The 19,080-nt window shown below is 71.7% G+C and carries 17 protein-coding genes; 13 read left to right on the top strand and 4 right to left on the bottom strand.

From position 1 onward, the window contains the following. From cbiQ to DFJ69_RS15250, 3 genes are all read left to right on the top strand, one after another. On the top strand, window positions 1-741 hold the full coding sequence (cbiQ, locus tag DFJ69_RS15260; protein WP_116023106.1) for a cobalt ECF transporter T component CbiQ: 741 nt from the start codon (window positions 1-3) through the stop codon (window positions 739-741). Further along, window positions 738-1,556, top strand: a complete 819-nt coding sequence (locus DFJ69_RS15255) for an energy-coupling factor ABC transporter ATP-binding protein (RefSeq protein ID WP_116023105.1) — start codon at window positions 738-740, stop codon at window positions 1,554-1,556. The genes cbiQ and DFJ69_RS15255 overlap by 4 nt, the downstream gene beginning before the upstream one ends. 545 nt (window positions 1,557-2,101) lie before the next feature. Beyond that, window positions 2,102-2,731: an ATP-dependent DNA ligase gene (locus DFJ69_RS15250; RefSeq protein WP_116023104.1), complete on the top strand. Its 630-nt coding sequence runs from the start codon at window positions 2,102-2,104 to the stop codon at window positions 2,729-2,731. Here the strand turns inward: DFJ69_RS15250 and DFJ69_RS15245 are convergent. Together DFJ69_RS15245 and DFJ69_RS15240 are read right to left on the bottom strand one after the other, a co-directional pair. After that, entirely contained in the window at window positions 2,728-4,059 is a 1,332-nt protein-coding gene (locus DFJ69_RS15245; protein WP_116026650.1) for a YibE/F family protein, read from the bottom strand. The two genes, DFJ69_RS15250 and DFJ69_RS15245, sit on opposite strands and share 4 nt — an antisense overlap. Before the next feature lie 56 nt (window positions 4,060-4,115). Beyond that, window positions 4,116-4,700, bottom strand: coding sequence for a TMEM165/GDT1 family protein (locus tag DFJ69_RS15240; protein ID WP_116023103.1), 585 nt, complete (start codon window positions 4,698-4,700; stop codon window positions 4,116-4,118). Between the two features lie 487 nt (window positions 4,701-5,187). On the opposite strand from DFJ69_RS15240, the gene DFJ69_RS15235 reads away from it, so the two are divergent. The 4 genes from DFJ69_RS15235 to DFJ69_RS15220 all read left to right on the top strand — a co-directional run bounded on the left by DFJ69_RS15235 (window position 5,188) and on the right by DFJ69_RS15220 (window position 10,480). Further along, window positions 5,188-6,072 (top strand): alpha/beta hydrolase family protein, encoded by an 885-nt coding sequence (locus DFJ69_RS15235; protein WP_116023102.1) that lies wholly within the window; start codon window positions 5,188-5,190, stop codon window positions 6,070-6,072. Window positions 6,073-6,386: 314 nt separating this feature from the next. Next, window positions 6,387-7,460, top strand: coding sequence for a fatty acid desaturase family protein (locus tag DFJ69_RS15230; protein ID WP_116023101.1), 1,074 nt, complete (start codon window positions 6,387-6,389; stop codon window positions 7,458-7,460). A gap of 24 nt (window positions 7,461-7,484) precedes the next feature. Beyond that, window positions 7,485-9,020: a MutS-related protein gene (locus DFJ69_RS15225; RefSeq protein WP_116023100.1), complete on the top strand. Its 1,536-nt coding sequence runs from the start codon at window positions 7,485-7,487 to the stop codon at window positions 9,018-9,020. Then, window positions 9,017-10,480 carry a MutS-related protein gene (locus tag DFJ69_RS15220; protein WP_116023099.1) on the top strand — a complete coding sequence of 488 codons (1,464 nt, stop codon included), beginning with the start codon at window positions 9,017-9,019 and terminating at the stop codon, window positions 10,478-10,480. The genes DFJ69_RS15225 and DFJ69_RS15220 overlap by 4 nt, the downstream gene beginning before the upstream one ends. 18 nt (window positions 10,481-10,498) lie before the next feature. Here the strand turns inward: DFJ69_RS15220 and DFJ69_RS15215 are convergent, their stop codons facing one another. Beyond that, complete coding sequence (locus tag DFJ69_RS15215) at window positions 10,499-10,714, bottom strand: transcriptional regulator (RefSeq protein ID WP_245974751.1); 216 nt, start codon at window positions 10,712-10,714, stop codon at window positions 10,499-10,501. Here DFJ69_RS15215 and DFJ69_RS35550 point away from each other — a divergent pair. From DFJ69_RS35550 to DFJ69_RS15195, 5 genes are all read left to right on the top strand, one after another. Then, entirely contained in the window at window positions 10,631-10,813 is a 183-nt protein-coding gene (locus tag DFJ69_RS35550) for a hypothetical protein (RefSeq protein WP_245974398.1), read from the top strand. The genes DFJ69_RS15215 and DFJ69_RS35550 overlap by 84 nt on opposite strands. Before the next feature lie 76 nt (window positions 10,814-10,889). Further along, window positions 10,890-11,453 (top strand): DM13 domain-containing protein, encoded by a 564-nt coding sequence (locus DFJ69_RS15210; RefSeq protein WP_211328629.1) that lies wholly within the window; start codon window positions 10,890-10,892, stop codon window positions 11,451-11,453. Window positions 11,454-11,592: 139 nt separating this feature from the next. After that, window positions 11,593-12,876, top strand: coding sequence for a sensor histidine kinase (locus tag DFJ69_RS15205; protein WP_245974397.1), 1,284 nt, complete (start codon window positions 11,593-11,595; stop codon window positions 12,874-12,876). Beyond that, entirely contained in the window at window positions 12,840-13,478 is a 639-nt protein-coding gene (locus DFJ69_RS15200) for a response regulator (protein ID WP_116023097.1), read from the top strand. The genes DFJ69_RS15205 and DFJ69_RS15200 overlap by 37 nt, the downstream gene beginning before the upstream one ends. A 57-nt stretch (window positions 13,479-13,535) precedes the next feature. Further along, window positions 13,536-15,101 carry a sulfatase family protein gene (locus DFJ69_RS15195; protein ID WP_116023096.1) on the top strand — a complete coding sequence of 522 codons (1,566 nt, stop codon included), beginning with the start codon at window positions 13,536-13,538 and terminating at the stop codon, window positions 15,099-15,101. On the opposite strand, the gene DFJ69_RS15190 is transcribed toward DFJ69_RS15195, so the two are convergent. Then, window positions 15,102-18,101: a tetratricopeptide repeat protein gene (locus DFJ69_RS15190; protein WP_116023095.1), complete on the bottom strand. Its 3,000-nt coding sequence runs from the start codon at window positions 18,099-18,101 to the stop codon at window positions 15,102-15,104. Between the two features lie 206 nt (window positions 18,102-18,307). Between DFJ69_RS15190 and DFJ69_RS15185 the strand changes: the two genes are divergently transcribed. Then, window positions 18,308-19,054 (top strand): hypothetical protein, encoded by a 747-nt coding sequence (locus DFJ69_RS15185; RefSeq protein ID WP_116023094.1) that lies wholly within the window; start codon window positions 18,308-18,310, stop codon window positions 19,052-19,054. Window positions 19,055-19,080 lie beyond the last annotated feature (26 nt).

Below are 19,080 nucleotides of genomic sequence, written 5' to 3'. Positions count from 1 at the left end.
GTGCTCGCCATCGACGCGGCGGCCTACCGCAGCCCTTGGCGGCGGCATCATCCGGCCGCCAAGGCACTGCTGGCCGGCGGCCTGCTGGTGTGCGCGCTGGTGCTGCCGCCGTGGCCGGGCGCCCCGGTCACGGCGGCGGTCGCGCTGGCCGTGGCGCTGTGCTGGGCCAGGATGCCGCCGCGCGTCCTGCTGCGGGCCGCCCGCACACCGCTGGGCTTCGCGCTCACCGGCTGCCTGACGTTCCTGATCACGGTGAGCGCGGACGGGGTCGGCTGGGCGGACGGCGGAACGCGACGGGCGGCCGACGTGCTCGGCCGGTGCGCCGCCGCCCTGCTCTGCCAACTGCTGTTCGCCGGAACGACGCCGCTCGCCGACGCGCTGCCCCGGCTGACCCGGCTGGGGGTGCCGGCGACGATCGTCGAGGTGGCGGCGCTGATCTACCGGATGCTGTTCGTCGTGCTCGACACCACCCGCCGGATCCGCGACGCGCAGGCGGGACGGCTCGGCACCCGGTCGTGGCGGACGACCTGGCGGTCCCTCGGGGGGCTGGGCTCGGCGGTGTTCGTCCGGTCGTTCGACCGGGCCCGGCGGATGGAGGTGGGGCTGGCGGGCCGGGGCTACACCGGCGGCCTGCCGGTCACCGTCGTGGACGTCCCGCTGAAGACCCCGTTCCTGGCCGTGGCCCCGCTGCCCGCCCTGCTCGCCGTTCTCACCACGCTCATGCTGCGGAGTCTGCTGTGACACCGATCCTCAGTGCCCGAGGCGTGGCGTACTCCTATGAGGGCGCCGCGCCGGTCTTCACCGATCTGTCGCTGGAGGTGCCGCCGGGGCGTTCGCTCGCGCTGCTGGGCCCCAACGGCGTGGGGAAGACGACGCTGCTGCGCCTGCTCACCGGCGGCCTGCGACCCACCGGGGGCGAGATCCGCCTCGACGGCGAGCCGGTGTCGTACTCCCGACGCGGACTCACCGCGCTGCGCACGCGGGTCCAACTCGTCCTCCAGGACCCGGACGACCAACTGTTCTCCGCCGACGTCCGCCAAGACGTCTCGTTCGGCCCCCTCAACCTGGGCCTCCCCTTGGACGAGGTACGGGCGCGGGTGGCGGAGTCGCTGGCCGCGATGGAGATCACCGGACTGGCCGAGCGGCCCACCCATCTGCTCTCGTTCGGCCAGCGCAAGCGGGTCGCCATCGCCGGCGCGCTCGCCCTGCGCCCGTCCGTCCTGGTCCTGGACGAGCCGACGGCCGGCCTCGACCCCGCCGGGGTGGACGCCCTCCTGGCCACGCTGGCGCGCCTTCAGGCGGAGGGCACCACCATCGTCGCCTCCACCCACGACGTCGACCTGGCCCACCGCTGGGCCCAGGACGCCGCCGTACTGGAGAACGGCCGACTGCACACCGGCCCCGCGACAACCCTGCTCACCGACGAGCCCTTGCTGACCGCCGCCCACCTGCGCCCCGCCTGGGGCCCGGCGGTGGGCCGACTGCTCCGCGCCCACGGCCTCCTTCCCCCGAACGCCCCCGACCCGCGCGTCCCGGCGGACCTGTCCGGGGTCTGACGACCCATATCGGCGATCTTGTGGCCCCACACGGCCTCAAGGCCAGGTTGTCCGAGTTCAGGCATTGCTCGAGACCGACGGCTTTGAGGGCGACCGGAGTCCCGTGCCGGCGGCGGTCACGGGGGCTCGTGCGGCTCGCGGGTGACCAGTATCGGCGATCTTGTGGCCCGGGCACCGGGAGGTGGCTAGGTTGTCCCGCGTCCGAAAGCCGATCTCGGGGATCCCCGCGGGCGGAAGGGGGCGACGGGGCGCGACCCGCCGTTCGCATCGGCCCTGAGACGGCTCTCGAGACCGGCGACCGCCAGAACGGGCGGCGCCTTTCGGTCGCCTGAGCGTCGCCGATCACCTCGTCCTCGACGAACGGCGAACGGCTCGGCGTCACAGGTGCCCGGCGGCCTTGTCGCCGGGTTGTTTCGGACCGTTCCACAGGAGATGACGATGCGATCGACGCCGAGCGGGCCCGGGCGGGGCGCACCGGGGGAAACACCCGGCAAAACGCTCCCGGCGGGTGGCATCGGGACGACGCGTGCGGGTAGCCGTTGATCATGCACATCGAGGGGCCGGTGCGGCCGATGCTGGCCCGTGGCGCCGACCGCATTCCCGAGCCCGGCGTCTGTCGGGGCGGCTGCCGTTATGAGCCCAAATGGGCGGGGTTCCGGTGCATGGCCCTGGTCGACGAGGACGGTGCCGTGCGGCTGACGTCCCGGAACCTGACCCGGCTGGACGGCGCGTTCCCCGAGGTGTCGCCCGCGCTCCTCGAACGGCTGTCGCCGGGCACGGTGGTGGACGGGGAGATCGTCCGCCGGGCCGGGGACGGGCGGCTGGACTTCGCCGCGCTGCAGCGCCGGCATGCCGCCTCCGGCGGGCGGGTGTGGGATCTGGCGCTGGCGGAGCCGTGCCATTACGTGGTGGTGGACGTGCTCGAATCGCGGGGCACGGACCTGCGCGGCCGGCCCCTGCACGAGCGCCGCCACGTGCTGGAGTGCCTGCTCGCCCACGTCCCGGAGACGTCCTTCGTGGTGGCCACCCCGCAGACCGCCGACGTCGGCGAGGCGCACCGGTGGTTCGACACGCTCGCCGCGCAGGGCTTCGAGGGCGTGGTGGTCAAGGCGGCCGACGAGCCGTACCTGCCGGGGCTGCGCCGCTGGTGGGAGGTCAAGTACCGGCGGCCTTAGAACGGGTCGGCGGGCTCCCTCGGCCAGCCCGGAGGCGGGGTCTCCGTCTCCCGCGTCGTCCGGCGCGACCTCGGCGGCTCGACCGGGGCCTCGGTGACGTCGGCGGCCGGGCGGCGGGTGACCGTCAGCGCCGCCAGGGCGGTGGTGATGGGGACGGCGGCGATGAGGCCGAGGGTGCCCGCCACGCTGCGGACGATCTCCTGGGCCAGGATCGGGCCGGTCAGCACCTGGCCCAGCGGCTGCTCGCCGATGCTGAGCAGGAGCAGCAGCGGCAGCGAGGCGCCCGCGTACGCCAGGATGATCGTGTTGATCACCGAGGCGATGTGGGCCCGGCCGACCCGGGTCCCCGCCTTGTAGAGCTGCCGGAACCGGTAGGCCGGGTTGGCGTTCGCCAGCTCCGTCACGGTGACGGCCTGGGTGACGGTCACGTCGTCCAGCACGCCCAGGGACCCGATGATGATGCTGGCCAGCAGCAGTCCCTGGAGGTTGACGTCGTAGCTGAGCCCCAGGTTGAGCGAGCTCTCGTCGGAGATCCCGCTCAGATGCGCCATCCCCATGGCGACGGTCGCGAAGACGCCGGTGAGGGCGAGGCTGGACAGCGTGCCGATCACCGCGATCGAGGTCGCCATGCTCAGCCCGTGGGTCAGATAGAGCACCGTGAGCATGATCGCCGCCGCGCACACGATCGCGGCCAGGAGCGGCGGGCTCCCGTCCAGGATCGCCGGGATCAGGAACTTCAGCAGCAGGGCGAACGTCACCACCAGCCCGAAGAGCGCCGTCAGCCCCCGCCATCGGCCGAAGGCGACCACCGCCAGCACGAACGCCAACGCCACGATCCACAGCGCGTTGGTCCGGTCGTGGTCGGTGAGCTGGTACGGGTTGCTCTCGCCCTCCGCCATGTGGAGGAGGATCACGTCGTCGCCCGCCTCGTAGGTGAGCGACCCGGGCCCGTTCGGCAGGTCGACGACGACGGTCTGCCCCTTCTGCGGCCCCGAGGTCAGCTCGACGCGGGCGGTGCCGCACTTGGCGGGGTCGGCGGGCCGGTTCTGGGTGGGCGGCGGCAGCCAGTCGCCCGGGAACGTCCCCTCCTGCGACGGCTTGGGGCACGGCCGCAGGTCCACGCCCGCGACCGAGCCGGTGACCCGGCTCATCTGGACGGACTGCCCGCCCGACGATCCGGCGGGCTTCGGCTCGTCCGGCCACATCCAGATCAGGGCGGCCAGCGTGACCACCGCCAGCGGCACGATCACGGCCAGCACCGCGCGCACCGCGCGGGGCGCGCCCTCTCCGCCGGAGTCGGAGTGGGCGTGCGCGTGGCTACCGCCCATGATCACGCCGTACGTCGAGGGTCATGCTCCGTTCCTTCCGGGCAGGGGGCGGTATCTCATCCGAGGAACGCCTCCGACAGCGACCAGAGCGCCAGCACGATCATGACGATCCCGCCCACGCGCTGCACCGCCTTCAGCGGCACCCGGTCGGCGATGACCCGGCCGGCGACCAGCGCCAGCGCCGACACGCTCATCAGCGCCAGCAGCGAGCCGAGGGCGACCGGCAGCGCCTCACGGGTGGCGGCGAGGTTGGCCGTGGTGATCTGGGTGAGGTCCCCCCACTCGCCGATGAACACGACCGTGAACGCGGTGGCGCAGGTGGGCCAGAGGCCCAGGACCCTCGGCGCCGCGTCCTCGTCGTCCTCATCGTCGTCCCCGCCGCGCAGCAGAGTGTAAGCGCCGAACGCGAACAGCGCCGCCGCGACAACCTGGACCAGCGACTTCGGCAGCAGCGCGAACACGCTGCCGGCCGCCACCGCGATCGCCACGTGCACCACGAACGCGCCGGACGTCCCGAACCACACCCACAGCGGGCGCATCCGGGTCCCCATCGCCAGCGAGGCGAACATCGTCTTGTCGGGCAGCTCGGCCAGGAAGATCACGGCGAACGTGGTGGCGAACGTGACCAGGTTGAACGTCATGACGGGCTCGGCGGCCTTCCCTGCGGGGCCGGGCCGGCACGATCGTCGCGCGGAGCGCGGGGAGGACCGCTTCGGCCCGGCACGACGGTGCACCTGGACGCTGTCCAGGCACGTCTACCAGACCGAAGGTCTCGTCCACCACGGGCAACGCCGTGACCCGAGGGCCGGGCGTCCGCTCCCGGCAAGGGCGCGGTCGCCAGCATGTCGACCACTCGGCGATGTGGGACTACTCCCCTTCGCAGCCACCCACGCTACCCGATGTCCATCCCCTGGTCTCTCCCCGTCCCCTTGCGGGGACTTGGCCATGGGGGCGGCCCGGCCGAGTAGTCAGCGCCGTGAGTTGACCGGAATTGAGACTTGTCCGGGACTGAGTATGTGCTGGTCCGTAATGATTACTAGAGTCATGACTCGGGGTCATAACCCTTTTCGGAACGAATTCATCCGCTGGACATCCAGTGATAACCCATAGACAGAGGAGCCTGGTCTAGTGAAAGCAATCCTCGCCCGGTTGCTCGCCGTGACGGCGGCACTCGCCGTCACGGCCGGCGTGGGCCTGACGTCACCCGCAGGGCGGGCGCAGGCCGCCGCGAACCCCTACCAGCGCGGGCCCGTCCCCACCGAGCAGAGCGTCCGCGACGCGACCGGTCCCTTCGCGTTCTCCCAGGTCCAGGTGACCGACGAGAGCGCCGAGGGCTTCGGATCGGCGACGATCTTCTATCCGAACACCACCGCCCAGGGCACCTTCGGCGGCGTGGCCGTCTCGCCCGGCTTCTTCGGGCCCGCGGTCTCGGTCACCTGGGTCGGCAGGCGCCTGGCCTCCCATGGCTTCGTCACGATCGTCATCGAGACCACCAGCGCGACCGACCAGCCCACCTCACGCGGCAGGCAGATGCTGGCCGCGCTGGACCACCTGACCACCAAGTCCCCCGCCGCCGTCCGGCAGCGGCTGGACAAGAGCCGGCTCGCCGTGGCCGGCCATTCGATGGGCGGCGGCGGCACCCTGTACGCCGCCTGGGCCCGGCCGAGCCTCAAGGCCGCCGTGCCGTTGGCGCCCTGGCACACGATCAAGAACTGGTCCGCGATCACCGTCCCCACCATGATCCTCGGAGGGACCGAGGACCCTTGGGCTCCGGTCGCCGAGCACGCGGAGAAGTTCTACGGGAGCCTGACCGGGGCCCGTGAGCGTGCCTACGCCGAAGTGACGAAGGCCGACCACAACACCTTCAACTGGGACACCCCGCTGATCGGCAAGTTCGTCGTCGCCTGGATGAAGCGCTTCGTCGATGACGACCTCCGCTACGACAGGTTCCTGTGCCCACCGCCCGCCGACGCGGCGCTCACCGAGTACCGCGCGTCCTGCCCGCACGCCTGACCCAACGAACGGTCCCGCACAACCCGGCATCGGGTGTGCGGGGCCCCTTCATGAACGGCGACGACCACACCCGTACTCGGTCCCGGTGTTCGGAGCACCGACACGGACGTCGGGCCTCTAGTCAACCGGGCTTGGGTTTCCGCTCGGGTCTTGAGCGTCGGCGGCATGGCACGGAGCCGAAGGCGTCTGCCAGGGTGTGGGCGAGATCAGCATCGTGCACACCGGAATTCCGCCGACGGCTCGGACGCGGCCTCCCCGGGCGGGGACCGCCACGGGTCGGTCGGGCGGACTGAGCACAGAACGGAACGCTCGCGATGTCAGCTCCCGCGTCCCCGTTGTGGCCCGCGATGGCCGAGGCCGAGATCGACGAGTTGGGCCGGGAGTTGGACGAGCTCCGCCGGGAGGTGCTCGACGATCTCGGGGAGGTCGACGCTCGGTACATTCGGCGGCTGATCGCCTTCCAGCGGGGGTTGGAGGCGGCGAGTCGGGTGGTGTTGACGGTCGGGGCGCGGCGGCGGTGGGCCTGGTGGGGCGGGGTGGTGGGGCTCACCGTGGCCAAGACGCTGGAGAACCTGGAGATCGGCCACAACGTGATGCACGGCCAGTGGGACTGGATGGCCGACCCGAAGATCCACTCCACCACGTGGGAGTGGGACAACTGCGTCCCGGCCGAGCATTGGAAGCACACGCACAACTTCCTGCACCACACCTACACCAATGTGCTCGGCGTGGACCGTGACCTGGGGTATTCCGTCCTGCGCGTGGATCGCCACCAGAAATGGCATCCCGTCTACCTGGCGCAGCCGTTCTACAACGTCCTGCTGGCCCTGTTCTTCGAGCAGATGAGCACGCTGTACGACCTGGGCTACTACCAGAGCACGAAGACGAAGACCGACGAGGAGTTGAAGGAGCACGCGAAGGTCATCCTCCGCAAGGTGGCCGAGCAGAACGTCAAGGACTACGTGGCGTTCCCCGCGCTGGCGGGGCGCAACGCGGTGCCGGTGCTGCTGGCCAACCTCACCGCGAACCTCGTGCGCAGCGTCTGGATCCATCAGATCTCCCTCTGCGGCCACTTTCCCGGCGAGGTGCCGGTCTTCACGGAGGAGTGGCTGGAGAACGAGACGCGAGGCCGGTGGTATCTGCGGCAGATGGTGGCGTCGTGCAACTTCGAGGGCGGCCGGCTGGTGGACCTGCTGTCGGGTTACCTGTCCCACCAGATCGAGCACCACCTGTACCCCGACCTGCCGAGCCGGCGTTACGCCCATCTCGCGCCCCGCGTCCGGGAGATCTGCGAGCGCCACGGGCTGCCTTACCATACGGGCCCTTTCGCCAAACAGGTCGCCGGGCATTGGAAGAAGGTCTTCCGCATGGCGTTCCCCGGCGGCTGAGGCTCGTGGTGAGGTAAGGGCGTGATGGCCATCCGCAGTCTTCTGTTCGGGACCCTGGACTCGCCCGACGGGTCGGGGTCGGCGGCGGAGCCCGAGCACTTCGCCGATCTGCATCTCGACCAGGTCGTCCGGGCGGTCGTGCGGGGGGACGCCGGGGCGGCGGCCCCTTTTCATCGGCCGTTGCGGGATCCCGCGCTGGTGGAGTTCCGTCAGCGGGTCTTTCGGGATTTGGAGGATCCGGTCGTTCGCGAGGTCGTCGAGCGGTTCGCGGCCGGGATGGACGCCACGCGGCGGCGCAGGGAGGCGCTGGGGCGGGTGAAGCACGCGCCGCAGGCGCATTGGTGGTTCCTGGAGATCGTGCTCGACCACGCGGCGACGGTGCGCGGCCTCGCCGAGGGGCTGGAGGCCGCCGAGGTGGGCTCGCCGGGGCTGCGGGCGTTGCGGGACGACGTGGCCGAGCATGTGCGCGGCGCGTCGTTCGCCGGGGTCCGTGAGCGGGCGCGGCGGCTGCGGGACCGGCTCGGGGAGATCCGGTACGACCTGCTGCTGCGCGACGACAAGATCGCGATCGCCGAGCACGACGCGGACGGCCGCCTCGACTACGCGGAACGGGTGCTGGCGACGTTCGAGCGTTTCCGGCAGGGCCGGGCACCGGAGCGGCGACCGGAGCCGCCGCCGGAAACGGGGCTGGACCATGTCGAGGCCGACGTGCTGGACCTCGTGGTGAAACTGTTCCCCGAGGTCTTCCGGGAGCTGGCGACGTTCTGTGCGGCGCACCGCGACTTCGTGGCGGACGAGATCGTCCGCGTCGACCGTGAGCTGCGGTTCTACCTCGGCTACCTGGCCTACCTCGAGCCGCTGCGGGCGGCGGGGCTGCCGGTCTGTCACCCCCTGGTCTCCGCCACCGACAAGGGTCTGCTCGCGCGGGACGTGTACGACCTCGCGCTGGCCGCCAAGCTCGTGGAGGACGGTGGGCCCGTGGTGGTCAACGACATGCACCTCGACGGCGACGAACGCATCCTGGTCGTCTCCGGGCCCAACCAGGGCGGCAAGACGACGTTGTCGCGCACGTTCGGCCAACTCCATCACCTGGCCGCGCTCGGCCTTCCCGTGCCGGGCCGAGAGGTGCGGATCTTCCTGCCGGACCGGATCTTCACCCACTACGAACGGGCGGAGACCCTCGACAACCTCGCGAGCAAGCTGGAGGACGACCTGCTGAGGCTGCGGGCGATCCTCGACCGCGCGACGCCGGACAGCGTCATCATCCTGAACGAGATCTTCACCTCGACGACCTCCGACGACGCCCGCACGCTGAGCCGGGCGGTGCTGGACGAGATCGAACGGCTCGACGTCCCCTGCCTGTGGGTGAGCTTCATCGACGAGCTGTCCCGGATGAGCCCCAGGGCGGTGAGCATGGTCGGCACGGTGACCGACGACGGGCGTTCGACCCGTACGTACAAGGTGGTGCGCGGACCGGCCGACGGGCGCGCGTACGCGGTGGCGATCGCGGAGAAGCATGGACTGACCTACACGAGGCTCACCGAGCGGGTCGGCCGGTGAGGCCGGGGCTGCTGTTCGCCGACGACGGCGTTCGTCCCGAGGCGGCCGTCACCGGGGAGGCGGCGGAGGATCTGCACCTCGACGGGCTGTGGGCCGCCATGGCCCGGGGGGACGAGCGGCTGTTCGCCCTCGCCCGGGCGGCGACGCTCGCGCCGCTGACCGACCCGGCGGCCATCGCGTACCGGCAGGACGTGCTCGACGACTGTCTGCGGAACGCGCCGGCCGTCCGGGCGCTGTACGCACTGGCCGACGAGGCGGTCACGGCGGAGCAGAAGATCCTTCGGGGCGCCCGTCCCGAGGCGCTGCTGAACCGTTCGGTGCGCATCCTGGATCTGTTCTGCGACCATCTGCGGCGACTGGGCGGGCTCGTCGCCGAGCACGCGGACGCGTTCCGGTCGGACGGCTTCACGAGGTTGTTCCGGGCGGTCCGCACGGAGCTGGACGTCGACTACCTCCGAACCGTGGAGACGATGCTGGAGCAGCTCAGATTCGAGCACGGCATCGTCGTCACCGCCCGCCTCGGCAAGGGCAACAAGGGCGTCGGCTTCACGATGCACGAGCCGCCCGGCAAGGGGCGCGACCCGTCCCTCCGACGGTTCAAGCGGTCGGGCCTCGGCTTCACGGTCCCGGGCGATCCCGAGGACTACTGGCGCGCGCTCTCCGCGTTCCGTGGTCGCGTCCTCGAGGAGATCGCCACCGCGACCGCTCAGTCTGCGGACCACGTGCGCGACTTCTTCGTCGCCCTGCGCGACGAGGTGGGCTTCTACGTCGGCTGCGTCAACCTGGCCGAGACGCTGTCGCGGCTCGGCCTGCCGACCTGCCGCCCCGAACCGACCGCCCCCGACGCCCGCGCCCTCACGGCGGAGGGACTGTACGAGCCGTGCCTGGCGCTCCTCCTCGACGCCCCCGTCGTGGCCAACGACGTCGACGCCGACCGGAGGGACCTGGTCATGGTCACGGGAACGAACCGGGGCGGCAAGTCCACGTTCCTGCGTAGCGTCGGGGTCGCGCACCTGATGATGCAGAGCGGGATGTTCGTGGGGGCGCGACGGTTCGCGGCGTCGATCGCGGAAGGGCTCTTCACCCACTTCAAGCGGGAGGAGGACCGTTCGATGTCCAGCGGCAAGCTCGACGAGGAGCTGGCCCGGATGAGCGCGGTCGTCGACCGGCTGAGGCCCGGCGCGCTGGTGCTGTGCAACGAGTCGTTCGTCTCCACCAACGAGCGGGAGGGCTCGGACATCGCCGCCGAGATCCTCCGGGCCCTGACCGACGTGGGCGTACGGGTCGTGTTCGTCACCCACCTGTACGACCTGGCCCACCGGATGCACACCGAACGCTCCTCCCGCTGCCTGTTCCTCACCGCCGGGGGCGACTTCCGGCTCGCCCCCGGCACCCCGTCCCCCACCGCGCACGCCATGGACCTGTACGAGCGCGTCCTCAGAAGGCCCCCGCTCTCCTGAGGGGTCGCTCCTCAGGGGTCAGCGCTTGCGCTCGGCCTTGTCCAGCCGGGCCACCAGGGCCCTCAGCGCGGTGAGCTCCTCGGCCAGGGCGGTGGAGCCCGCCGGGGTGAGGCTCAGCCAGGTGCGGGGACGCCGCCCCTGGTAGCCCTTGTGGATCTCGACGTACCCGGCCTGTTCGAGCGTGCGGATGTGGCGGGACAGGTTGCCGTCGGTGAGGTCGAGCGTGTCGCGCAGGTAGCCGAACTCGGCCCGGTCGACCTCGGTGGCGAGTACTCGCGTGTCAAGGGTCAGCGGAGGCGGACCACCGTCGTCACGAACGTCACCGTTCGGTAAGGGTTTCTTCGTCCATCTTCCGGTGGGATGGCGGCGTCATAGTTGATACGGACTCGGTCGATGGTGGGAGAACACGATGGTCGCACTGCTGAGAAAGCCTGTGGTCTGGGTCTTGCTGGTGGTGCTCGCGGTCGCGGGGGCCGTGGCGCTGGTCCTGTTCCAGCCCTGGCTCCTCTTCGTGGACGAGAAGGTGAACGAGGCCGGCCCCCCCGGGATCGAGGCCCCGGCCGTGCCCGGTCAGTCCCCCCAGGGCGGGCAGCCGCAGAGCGGGCAGCCGCAGGCGGCCAGGCCCCAGGTGGTGTCCACCGGCTCGTTCATCTCCCATGAGCACGGGACCTCCGGCACCGCCAAGGTGATCAGGCTGGCGGACGGCAAGCACGTCCTGCGCCTGGAGAACCTCGACACCTCCAACGGCCCCGACCTGCGCGTGTGGCTCTCCGACCAGCCCGTCAAGGGCGGCACCGGCGGCTGGTTCGTGTTCGACGACGGCGCGTACGTCGAGCTCGGCAAGCTCAAGGGCAACAAGGGCAACCAGAACTACGAGATCCCCGCGAGCGCCGACCTCGGCAAGCTCAAGAGCGTCACCATCTGGTGCAAGCGCTTCCACGTCTCCTTCGGGGCCGCCGCCCTCAACGCCTGACCCGCGAGAACGACGAGAAGGGGTGTACCCAGGTACACCCCTTCTTCGGGTTCAGGCGACACTGTGCCCGATGTCCCGTTCGCCGGACACTGGAGTCCGCTGGTGAGGGACGGGACGAGGGGGCACTGTGGCATCGAGGGTGGGCGCGCGAATCGGGGAGAGCTGGCGGGCGGCGTGGCGTGGCCTGGGCCTCTCCCTGCTGTCCCTGGTCGTGGGCGTGGCGGTGTTCTGCTCGGTGGTCACCGGGATCTCGCTCCTCATGGCGGGGATCGGGATCCTGGTGGTGCCGATGGTGATGCTCTGGATGCGTCGGTTCACGGACCTGCACCGGAGGCTCGTCACGGAGTGGACCGGCGTGCGGATCGACTCGCCGTACTCACCGGAACGTCGGCCCTCACCCGGGCCCAGGGGCTGGTGGAAGACCGGCACGCGGGCGCTGAGCGACCGCGCCACATGGCGGGACCTGCTGTGGCTGCTGATCAACCCGGTGGCGGGCGGCGCCCTCGCGCTGCTGCCCGCCGCGATGATCTGGAACGGGGTGTTCGGGATCATGCTGGCGGCCGGGCTCTGGCTGCCGACCACCGAGACCGGCGACATCCAGTGGTACATGTTCGTCCCGGTGAGCAGTTGGGGCACCGCCTGGGCGGCCGGGGTGGTCGGCTCGATGTCCGCCATCATGGGGCTGCACGTCGCCAAGCCGCTGCTGCTCACGTACGGGCGATGGTGTCGGCTGTTGCTCGCTCCCACCAGGAAGGCACAGCTCGCGATGCGGGTGCGGCACCTCACCGAGACCCGGTCGGACGCCGTCGGCGCGCAGGCGTCCGAGCTGCGCCGGATCGAACGGGACCTGCACGACGGGGCGCAGGCGCGGCTGGTGGCGATGGGCATGACCCTGGGGGCGATCGAGCACCTCCTCGACCGCGACCCCGAGAAGGCGCGGCTGCTGCTGGCCGAGGCCCGCAGCAACTCGGCGAAGGCGCTCGGCGAGCTGCGCGACCTGGTGCGGGGCATCCATCCGCCGGTGCTCGCCGACCGTGGGCTGGTCGACGCCGTGCGGGCGCTGGCGCTGGACCACCCGATGCCCGTCGAGGTGTCGTCGGAGCTGACGGAACGGCTGGAGGCCCCCGTGGAGACGGCGGCCTACTTCGCGGTGGCCGAGATCCTCACCAACGCGGCCAAGCACTCCGGGGCCCGCCGGGTGTGGGTCGACGTGCGGCACGAGCGGGACGTGTTGCGGATCTCGGTGACCGACGACGGCCGAGGCGGCGCGGACCCGGCCGCCGGAGGCGGGTTGCGCGGCGTCGAGCGGCGCGTCGGTACATTCGACGGCGTGCTCGCGGTGACCTCACCGCCGGGCGGCCCGACGATCGTCACCCTGGAGGTGCCGTGCGCGTTGTCCTCGCCGAGGACCTCGCCCTGCTGAGAGAGGGCCTGGTCCGTCTGCTGGAGGCCGCCGGGTTCGAGATCGCGGCGGCCGTGGACAACGGACCCGACCTGCTCGAGGCCCTGGTCGACCACCGCCCGGACGTGGCGGTGGTCGACGTGCGCCTGCCGCCCTCGTTCACCGACGAGGGGCTGCAGGCGGCGCTGGAGGCCCGGCGGCGGGTGCCGGGCCTGCCCGTCCTGGTGCTGTCGCAGTACGTGGAGCAGTTGTACGCGCGGGAGCTGCTGGCCGACGGCACCGGGGCCATCGGCTACCTGCTCAAGGACCGGGTGTTCGACGCCGACCAGTTCGTCGACGCCGTCCGGCGGGTCGCGGCGGGCGGCACCGTGATGGACCCGGAGGTCATCTCCAAGCTGGTGACGCGCGGGGGCCCGCCCGTGTCGCGGCTCACACCGCGCGAGCTGGAGGTGCTGGAGCTGATGGCGCAGGGCCGTTCCAACGCCGCCATCGCCGGCCGGTTGGTGGTGACCGAACGGGCGGTCGCCAAGCACATCGCGAACATCTTCACCAAGCTCGACCTGACCGTCTCCGACGACGACAACCGCCGGGTCCTCGCCGTCCTCGCCTACCTCGACCGCTGACGCATTGACCCCGACAGGGGTCTATGCGATCTTGACGTGGATCTCGGGGAGGGCGAAATGGACGTGTCGACACGGTGGCGGCTGCCCGCCGCGCTGGCGGTGACGCTCATGGTGGCCCTGACCGCCGTGGCCGAGCCGTTGGGGACCAGGGCCTCGCACGCGGCGACCCGTCCGAACATCGTCGTGATCATGACCGACGACCATTCGGAGAACGACGCGACGGCGGGCGGCACCTGGCTGGACCATCTGCCGAAGACCAAGCGCCTGCTGGCCGACCAGGGCACCACGTTCGTCAACAGCTACGCGACGTATTCGTGGTGCTGTCCCTCCCGCGCCACCCTTCTGACCGGGCAGTACCCCCACAACCACGGGGTTCTGTCGAACTCCCTGCCGGACGGCGGCTACCCCAAGCTGAGGGGCGGCCAGACGCTGCCCGTGTGGCTGAAGAACGCCGGATACCGCACGGCGCACATCGGCAAGTACCTCAACGGGTACATGGCCGGGGTCGAGACGCAGGCCGAGGTCGACGCCCATCCGCAGCGCCACATCCCACCCGGCTGGACCGACTGGTGGGGCGCACCCGGGTGGGGCACCTACAAGATGTGGGGGCACTGGCTCAACGCGAACGGTGTCCTTATGCCCTACGGCCAGCAGGACGGGGATCCGCAGAGCAAGGACCCGGTCAACTACCAGCCCGACGTCTACGCCCGTATCGCCACCAGATTCCTGGACCAGCACGCCCCGTCGGCGGCCCCGTTCATGCTGTCGATCGCGCCCGCCTCGCCGCACGGCGAGATCGACGTGAAGCGCGGCGACGGCACCACCATCTGGTACCCGCGTCCCGCGCCCCGCCATGTCGGCCGTTACGCGACGGCGGAACTCCCGCGCGACCCGAACTTCAACGAGGCCGACGTCTCCGACAAGCCCCGGCACATCAGGGAGCTCAACGGCGGGCAGCCGATCTCGGAGGCCACCGTCAATGACCGCATGACGGTGCGGTACCGCAACCGGCTCGAAGCGCTGCTGGCCATCGACGACCTGGTCGAACAGGTCGTGAACAGGCTCGCGGCCCTCGGCGAGCTGGACGACACGCTCATCGTCTTCGCCTCGGACAACGGTTTCCTCCAGGGGGCGCACCGCGTCGTGGGCGACAAGATCCACCCCTATGAGGACTCGATCCGGGTCCCGCTGGTCATGCGCGGGCCCGGCATGGCGGCGAACCGGCGGTTCACCGAGCCCGTGGCCAACATCGATCTCGCGCCCACGATCCTCGACGCGGCCAACGTCACGGCGGGCATCCCCATGGACGGCCATTCGCTCTTCCAGACCGCGACGCTCCCCGACCCGCGCGGAGTCCTCGTGGAGACCGGTCCCCGCACCGACGGAAGCCGCTGGTACCAGGCGATCCGCGGGGAACGCTATCTCTACGTCGAGCACTCGACGGGCGAGCGGGAGCTGTACGACCTCCAGGTCGACCCCCACCAGCTCGACTCGCGGCACGACGACCCGGCGCTGGCCGCCGTCCGGCAGGACCTGACGACGCGGCTGCACTTCCTCCGCGACTGCGGCAAGGCGGGCAAGCCCGTGTGCCCGGGGGCCGCCGGCACCGATCCCGACTCCTGATCACCGTTCGGCGCGTTCGGCGAGGTCCTCGATGGCGTGCAGCCGGGGGGCGAGGGTGTCGGGGTCGGCGTACTCGCGAACGATCTCCAGGGCGCGGCGCGCGGTCTCCAGGGCCTTGGCCGGGGCGTCCTGGGCCAGGTGCAGGGCCGTCAGGTGGTCGAGGGTGCGGCGTTGGCCGTGCCGGTCGTGGATCTGCTCGCGGACGCGGAGGGCCTGCTCGCAGACGCGGATGGCGCGGGAGCCCTGGCCGAGCGCCATGTGGACGTCGGCGAGGTGGTCGAGGGTCCAGCCCTGGCCGATCAGGTCGTCGATCTCCTTCTCGACGCTGAGGGCCTGGCGGGCGTGCTGGAGGGCCTCCTCGGCGTGACCGGTCTTGAGGTGGATGCGGGAGATGTTGTCGAGGGCCTCACCCTCCCCGCGCCGGTCGCCGATCTCCCGCCGGATGTCCAGCGACCGGCGGGCGTGCGCGATGGCCTCGGCGGGACGGTCGAGCTTGCGGTAGAGGCGGGCCATGAGCAGCAGCGAGTCGGCCTCGCCGTGCCGGTCGCCGACCTCGCGGCGGATCGCCAACGACTCCTCGGCGTACCGGAGGCCGTCCGGCAGCCGGTCAACGTACACGGCGAAGTGGGCGAGCAGCGCCAGCGCGCGGGCCTCACCGGTGCGGTCGCCCATCTGGCGGCGGATGCGCAGCGAGGCGAGCTGGTTGTCGAACGACTCCCGAGGGCGGCCGATGTAGCTGAGCGCCCACGCCAGCGACTCCAGGGAGACGGACTCGCCGTGCCGGTCGCCGATCTCGCGGCGCACCCGCAGGGCCTCCTGGACGAGACGTTCGGCCTCGCGATAGGCGCCGATCTGGCGTTGCAGCATGGCGAGGGTGTCGAGGGCCTGCCCCTCGCCGAGACGGTCGCCGATGGTGCGGCGGATCTCCAGGGCGTGCCCGGCGTACCGGACGGCCTGCCGGTGGTCGCCGAGCGCGCGGGTGACCCGGGTGAGCAGGTTGAGGGCGCGGGCCTGGCCGGCGAGATCACGGCCGTCGCGGTGCGCCTCCAACGCGAGCTGCGCGTACTCGGCGGCGCGACGCGAGTGGCCCAGCGAGTGGTGGATGTGGGCGAGCCACTGGTGGACGACGCCCTCACCTCGGCGGTTGCCCGCCGTCCGCTCGATGTCCACCGCCCGCTGGAGGTGCTCCACGGCGTCGGTGTAGCGGCCGAGGTTGCTGTACACGAGGGCCATGAACGTGAGGGTGCTGGCCTCTCCGGCGGCGTCGCCCCGTTCCCTGCACTGGCGGAGGTGCTCGGCGAAGCAGTCGAGCGCCCGCGCGTACTTGCCCATCCGCCAGTGGATCTTGCCCACGAGGCGGAGCGTGTGCAGCGCGTGCGTCTCCTCCTGTCCCGCCTCCCGGGACGCCTCCAGCGCCCGTTGCGCGTACCGCAGGGCGTCGGTATAGCCGCCGAGGTCCCGGTGCAGGGCCGCGAGGTGGTGCAGCACGTACGCGCGGGGCTTGGCGGCTCCGGCGCTGCGCGCGGTCGACAGGGCGAGCTTCTGCAGGCGGACGTTGTCGCGGTTGTAACGGCGGCGGCGCAGGAAGTCGTACGCGGCGTCGGCCAGCTCCCACACGAGCGGGCCCATCCTGAGCCGTGACGCCTGGCCGGCGGCGGCGACCAGCCCCATCCGTTCGGCCTCGAACCAGGCGAGCGCCTCGGCGTAGTCGTCACCCTCGTCGTCGGCCCCCGTGGTGAGCCGCGAACGGTACGGGTCGATGCGCCGCCCGTAGCGGTGGCCGTTGTCGACGTACCAGGAGACGAGACGGGCGATCGCCGCCTCCCGCTCCCCGTGCGTCTCCTCCTCGTTCACCCGTTCCCAGGCGTACTCGCGGAGCAGGTCGTGCAGCCGATATCGGCCGTCGCGGGGCTGAACGAGGTTGGCGTGGACGAGCACCCGCAGCAGCGGCCGTACCTCCTCCACGGACGTGCCGAGCAGCACCGCCAGGATCTGGGCGGAGAAGTCGGGGCCCTCCACGAGGCCCGTTCGGCGGAACGCCCGCTGCACCGGTTCGTCCAGGTGTCGGTAGGAGAGGCCGAACGCGGCCCGCACCGCGAGGCCGGGATCGTCGTCGCACTCCAGCGCGTTGAGCCGATCGCCCTCGGCCAGCTCGTCCACCAGCTCGGCGATGGACCCGTACGTGCCCATCACGACGTGCACCGCCGCGATGCGCAAGGCGAGCGGCAGGTACGCGCAGCGGGAGGCGAGCCGGGCGGCGGCCACCGGCTCGGCCATCACCCGGTCGGGGCCGACGATGCCGGCGATGAGGTCGATCGACTCGTCAGGGGTCAGCACGTCGATCGCGATCGTGTACGCGCCGCCCCGCGCCACCAGGCCGGAGAGCCGGCCACGGCTGGTCACCAGCGTCAGACAGGTGGGGCTGCCGGGGAGCAGCGGGAGCACCTGGCGCGGGTCGGCCGCGTTGTCGAGGATGATCAGCATCCGCCGCCCGGACAGCATGGAGCGGTACAGCGCCGCGCGTTCGTCGGCGTCCTCGGGCACCCGCTGGTCGGGCACCCCGAGCGCCCGCAGGAACCGGCCGAGCGCCTCCACCGGAGTCAGCGTCGCGTCGTCGGAGTAGCCGCGCAGGTCGACGTAGAGCTGCCCGTCCGGGAACTCGCCGGCGACCTGATGGCCCCAGTGCACCGCGAGGGCGGTCTTGCCCACACCCGCCATGCCGTGGATCGCGGTGACCAGCGCGGTGCGGGGGCCGTCGAGCGTGACCAGCTCGTCGAGCCGGTCGAGGGCGGCCCGTCGCCCGGTGAAGTCCTGCACGTCGGCGGGGAGCTGGGCGGGCGGCCGGTACGGGTCCGGGGCCATGTAGACGATCTTGTTGCCGGCGACCGCGTCCCCGTCGAACCGGGCGTCCCCGAGGTAGACCGCCCCCGGCGCGGCGATCTCCACCGTCATCTCGGGGGGCTCGGGGGGCCCGGGGGGCTCGGCGGCTCGGTCAGTCAAGGAGAAGCTCCGTCGTCCGCAACGATGTGTCCCTCGATGACCAGTAGACCGTATACGTCCGCGTTCTCGGTCGCGGCACCTCCCCGCAGGGCGGCGGGACGTAGATCTTCGATGTCCATTCCACCGACCCGCCACGATTTTCGGGCTATCCGTGCCGACACTTGTTGTCTTATCTTGCTCGGCAAGAAGCCCGCGGGGAGGGCGCCATGACGACCGTCGTCCTGATCCTGCTGTGCCTGGCCATCGCCGGGCGGGAGCTGTACCTGTCGTTCGATCGCAAACGTCCGACGGTCGGCGCCGACCCGGTCGCCGCGGCGGGCCTCGCCGAGCTGGGCGGCCGGCTCGCCGAACAGCGCGAGGTCACCGACCGACTGGCCGCCGACGTGGCCCGGCTGCGCCGCCACCTGCACCGGAGCCTGGAGGACGCGGCCGCCGCCTCCCTGGGCGGCGACCGGGTGGACGTCGTGCACGGCCTGCTCGGCGGCGACGCGCCCGCCGACCTTCGAGAACCCCTGACCGCCGCGTACGAGGGATGCGCGGCGGCGTACGGGCTCCTCGTCGAGCTGGCCGAGCCCGGCGACGCGCGGCCCTGGCACACCCGCTACTACCTGTCGGGGACGAGCCCGCGCGAGCTGGAACGCGACTTCCTGCGCCTCGTGGGCCTCCTGCGCGGGGGCGACGACGCGTGGCCCGAGGCCGTCCGGCCGCTGCTGGAGGGCCTGTACGGCAGCGAACGCGGCGTCGCGCAACTCGGCCCGCTGTCGGTCGTCCGGTCCGAGGGGTCGCTGCTGTGCGGGGTCCGGCCGCTGGCCGAACTGCTCCGATCCGAGCCGCCCGCGGTGGTCGCCGCGGACCCCGAGGTCATGGCCGGCCGCCTCCGCGCGCTGCCGGAGACCCGGGTGTGCGACCTGTCCTCCTGGCGCCCGGAATTTCCCGCCCCACAACCGTCATAACCGCCCGCGCGATCGCCCCGTTACGG

It is taken from the genome of Thermomonospora umbrina, assembly GCF_003386555.1.
In the GTDB taxonomy this organism is placed as follows: domain Bacteria; phylum Actinomycetota; class Actinomycetes; order Streptosporangiales; family Streptosporangiaceae; genus Thermomonospora; species Thermomonospora umbrina.
Note: the sequence above shows the minus strand (reverse complement) of the source record. Positions and strands in the feature narration are given on the sequence as shown.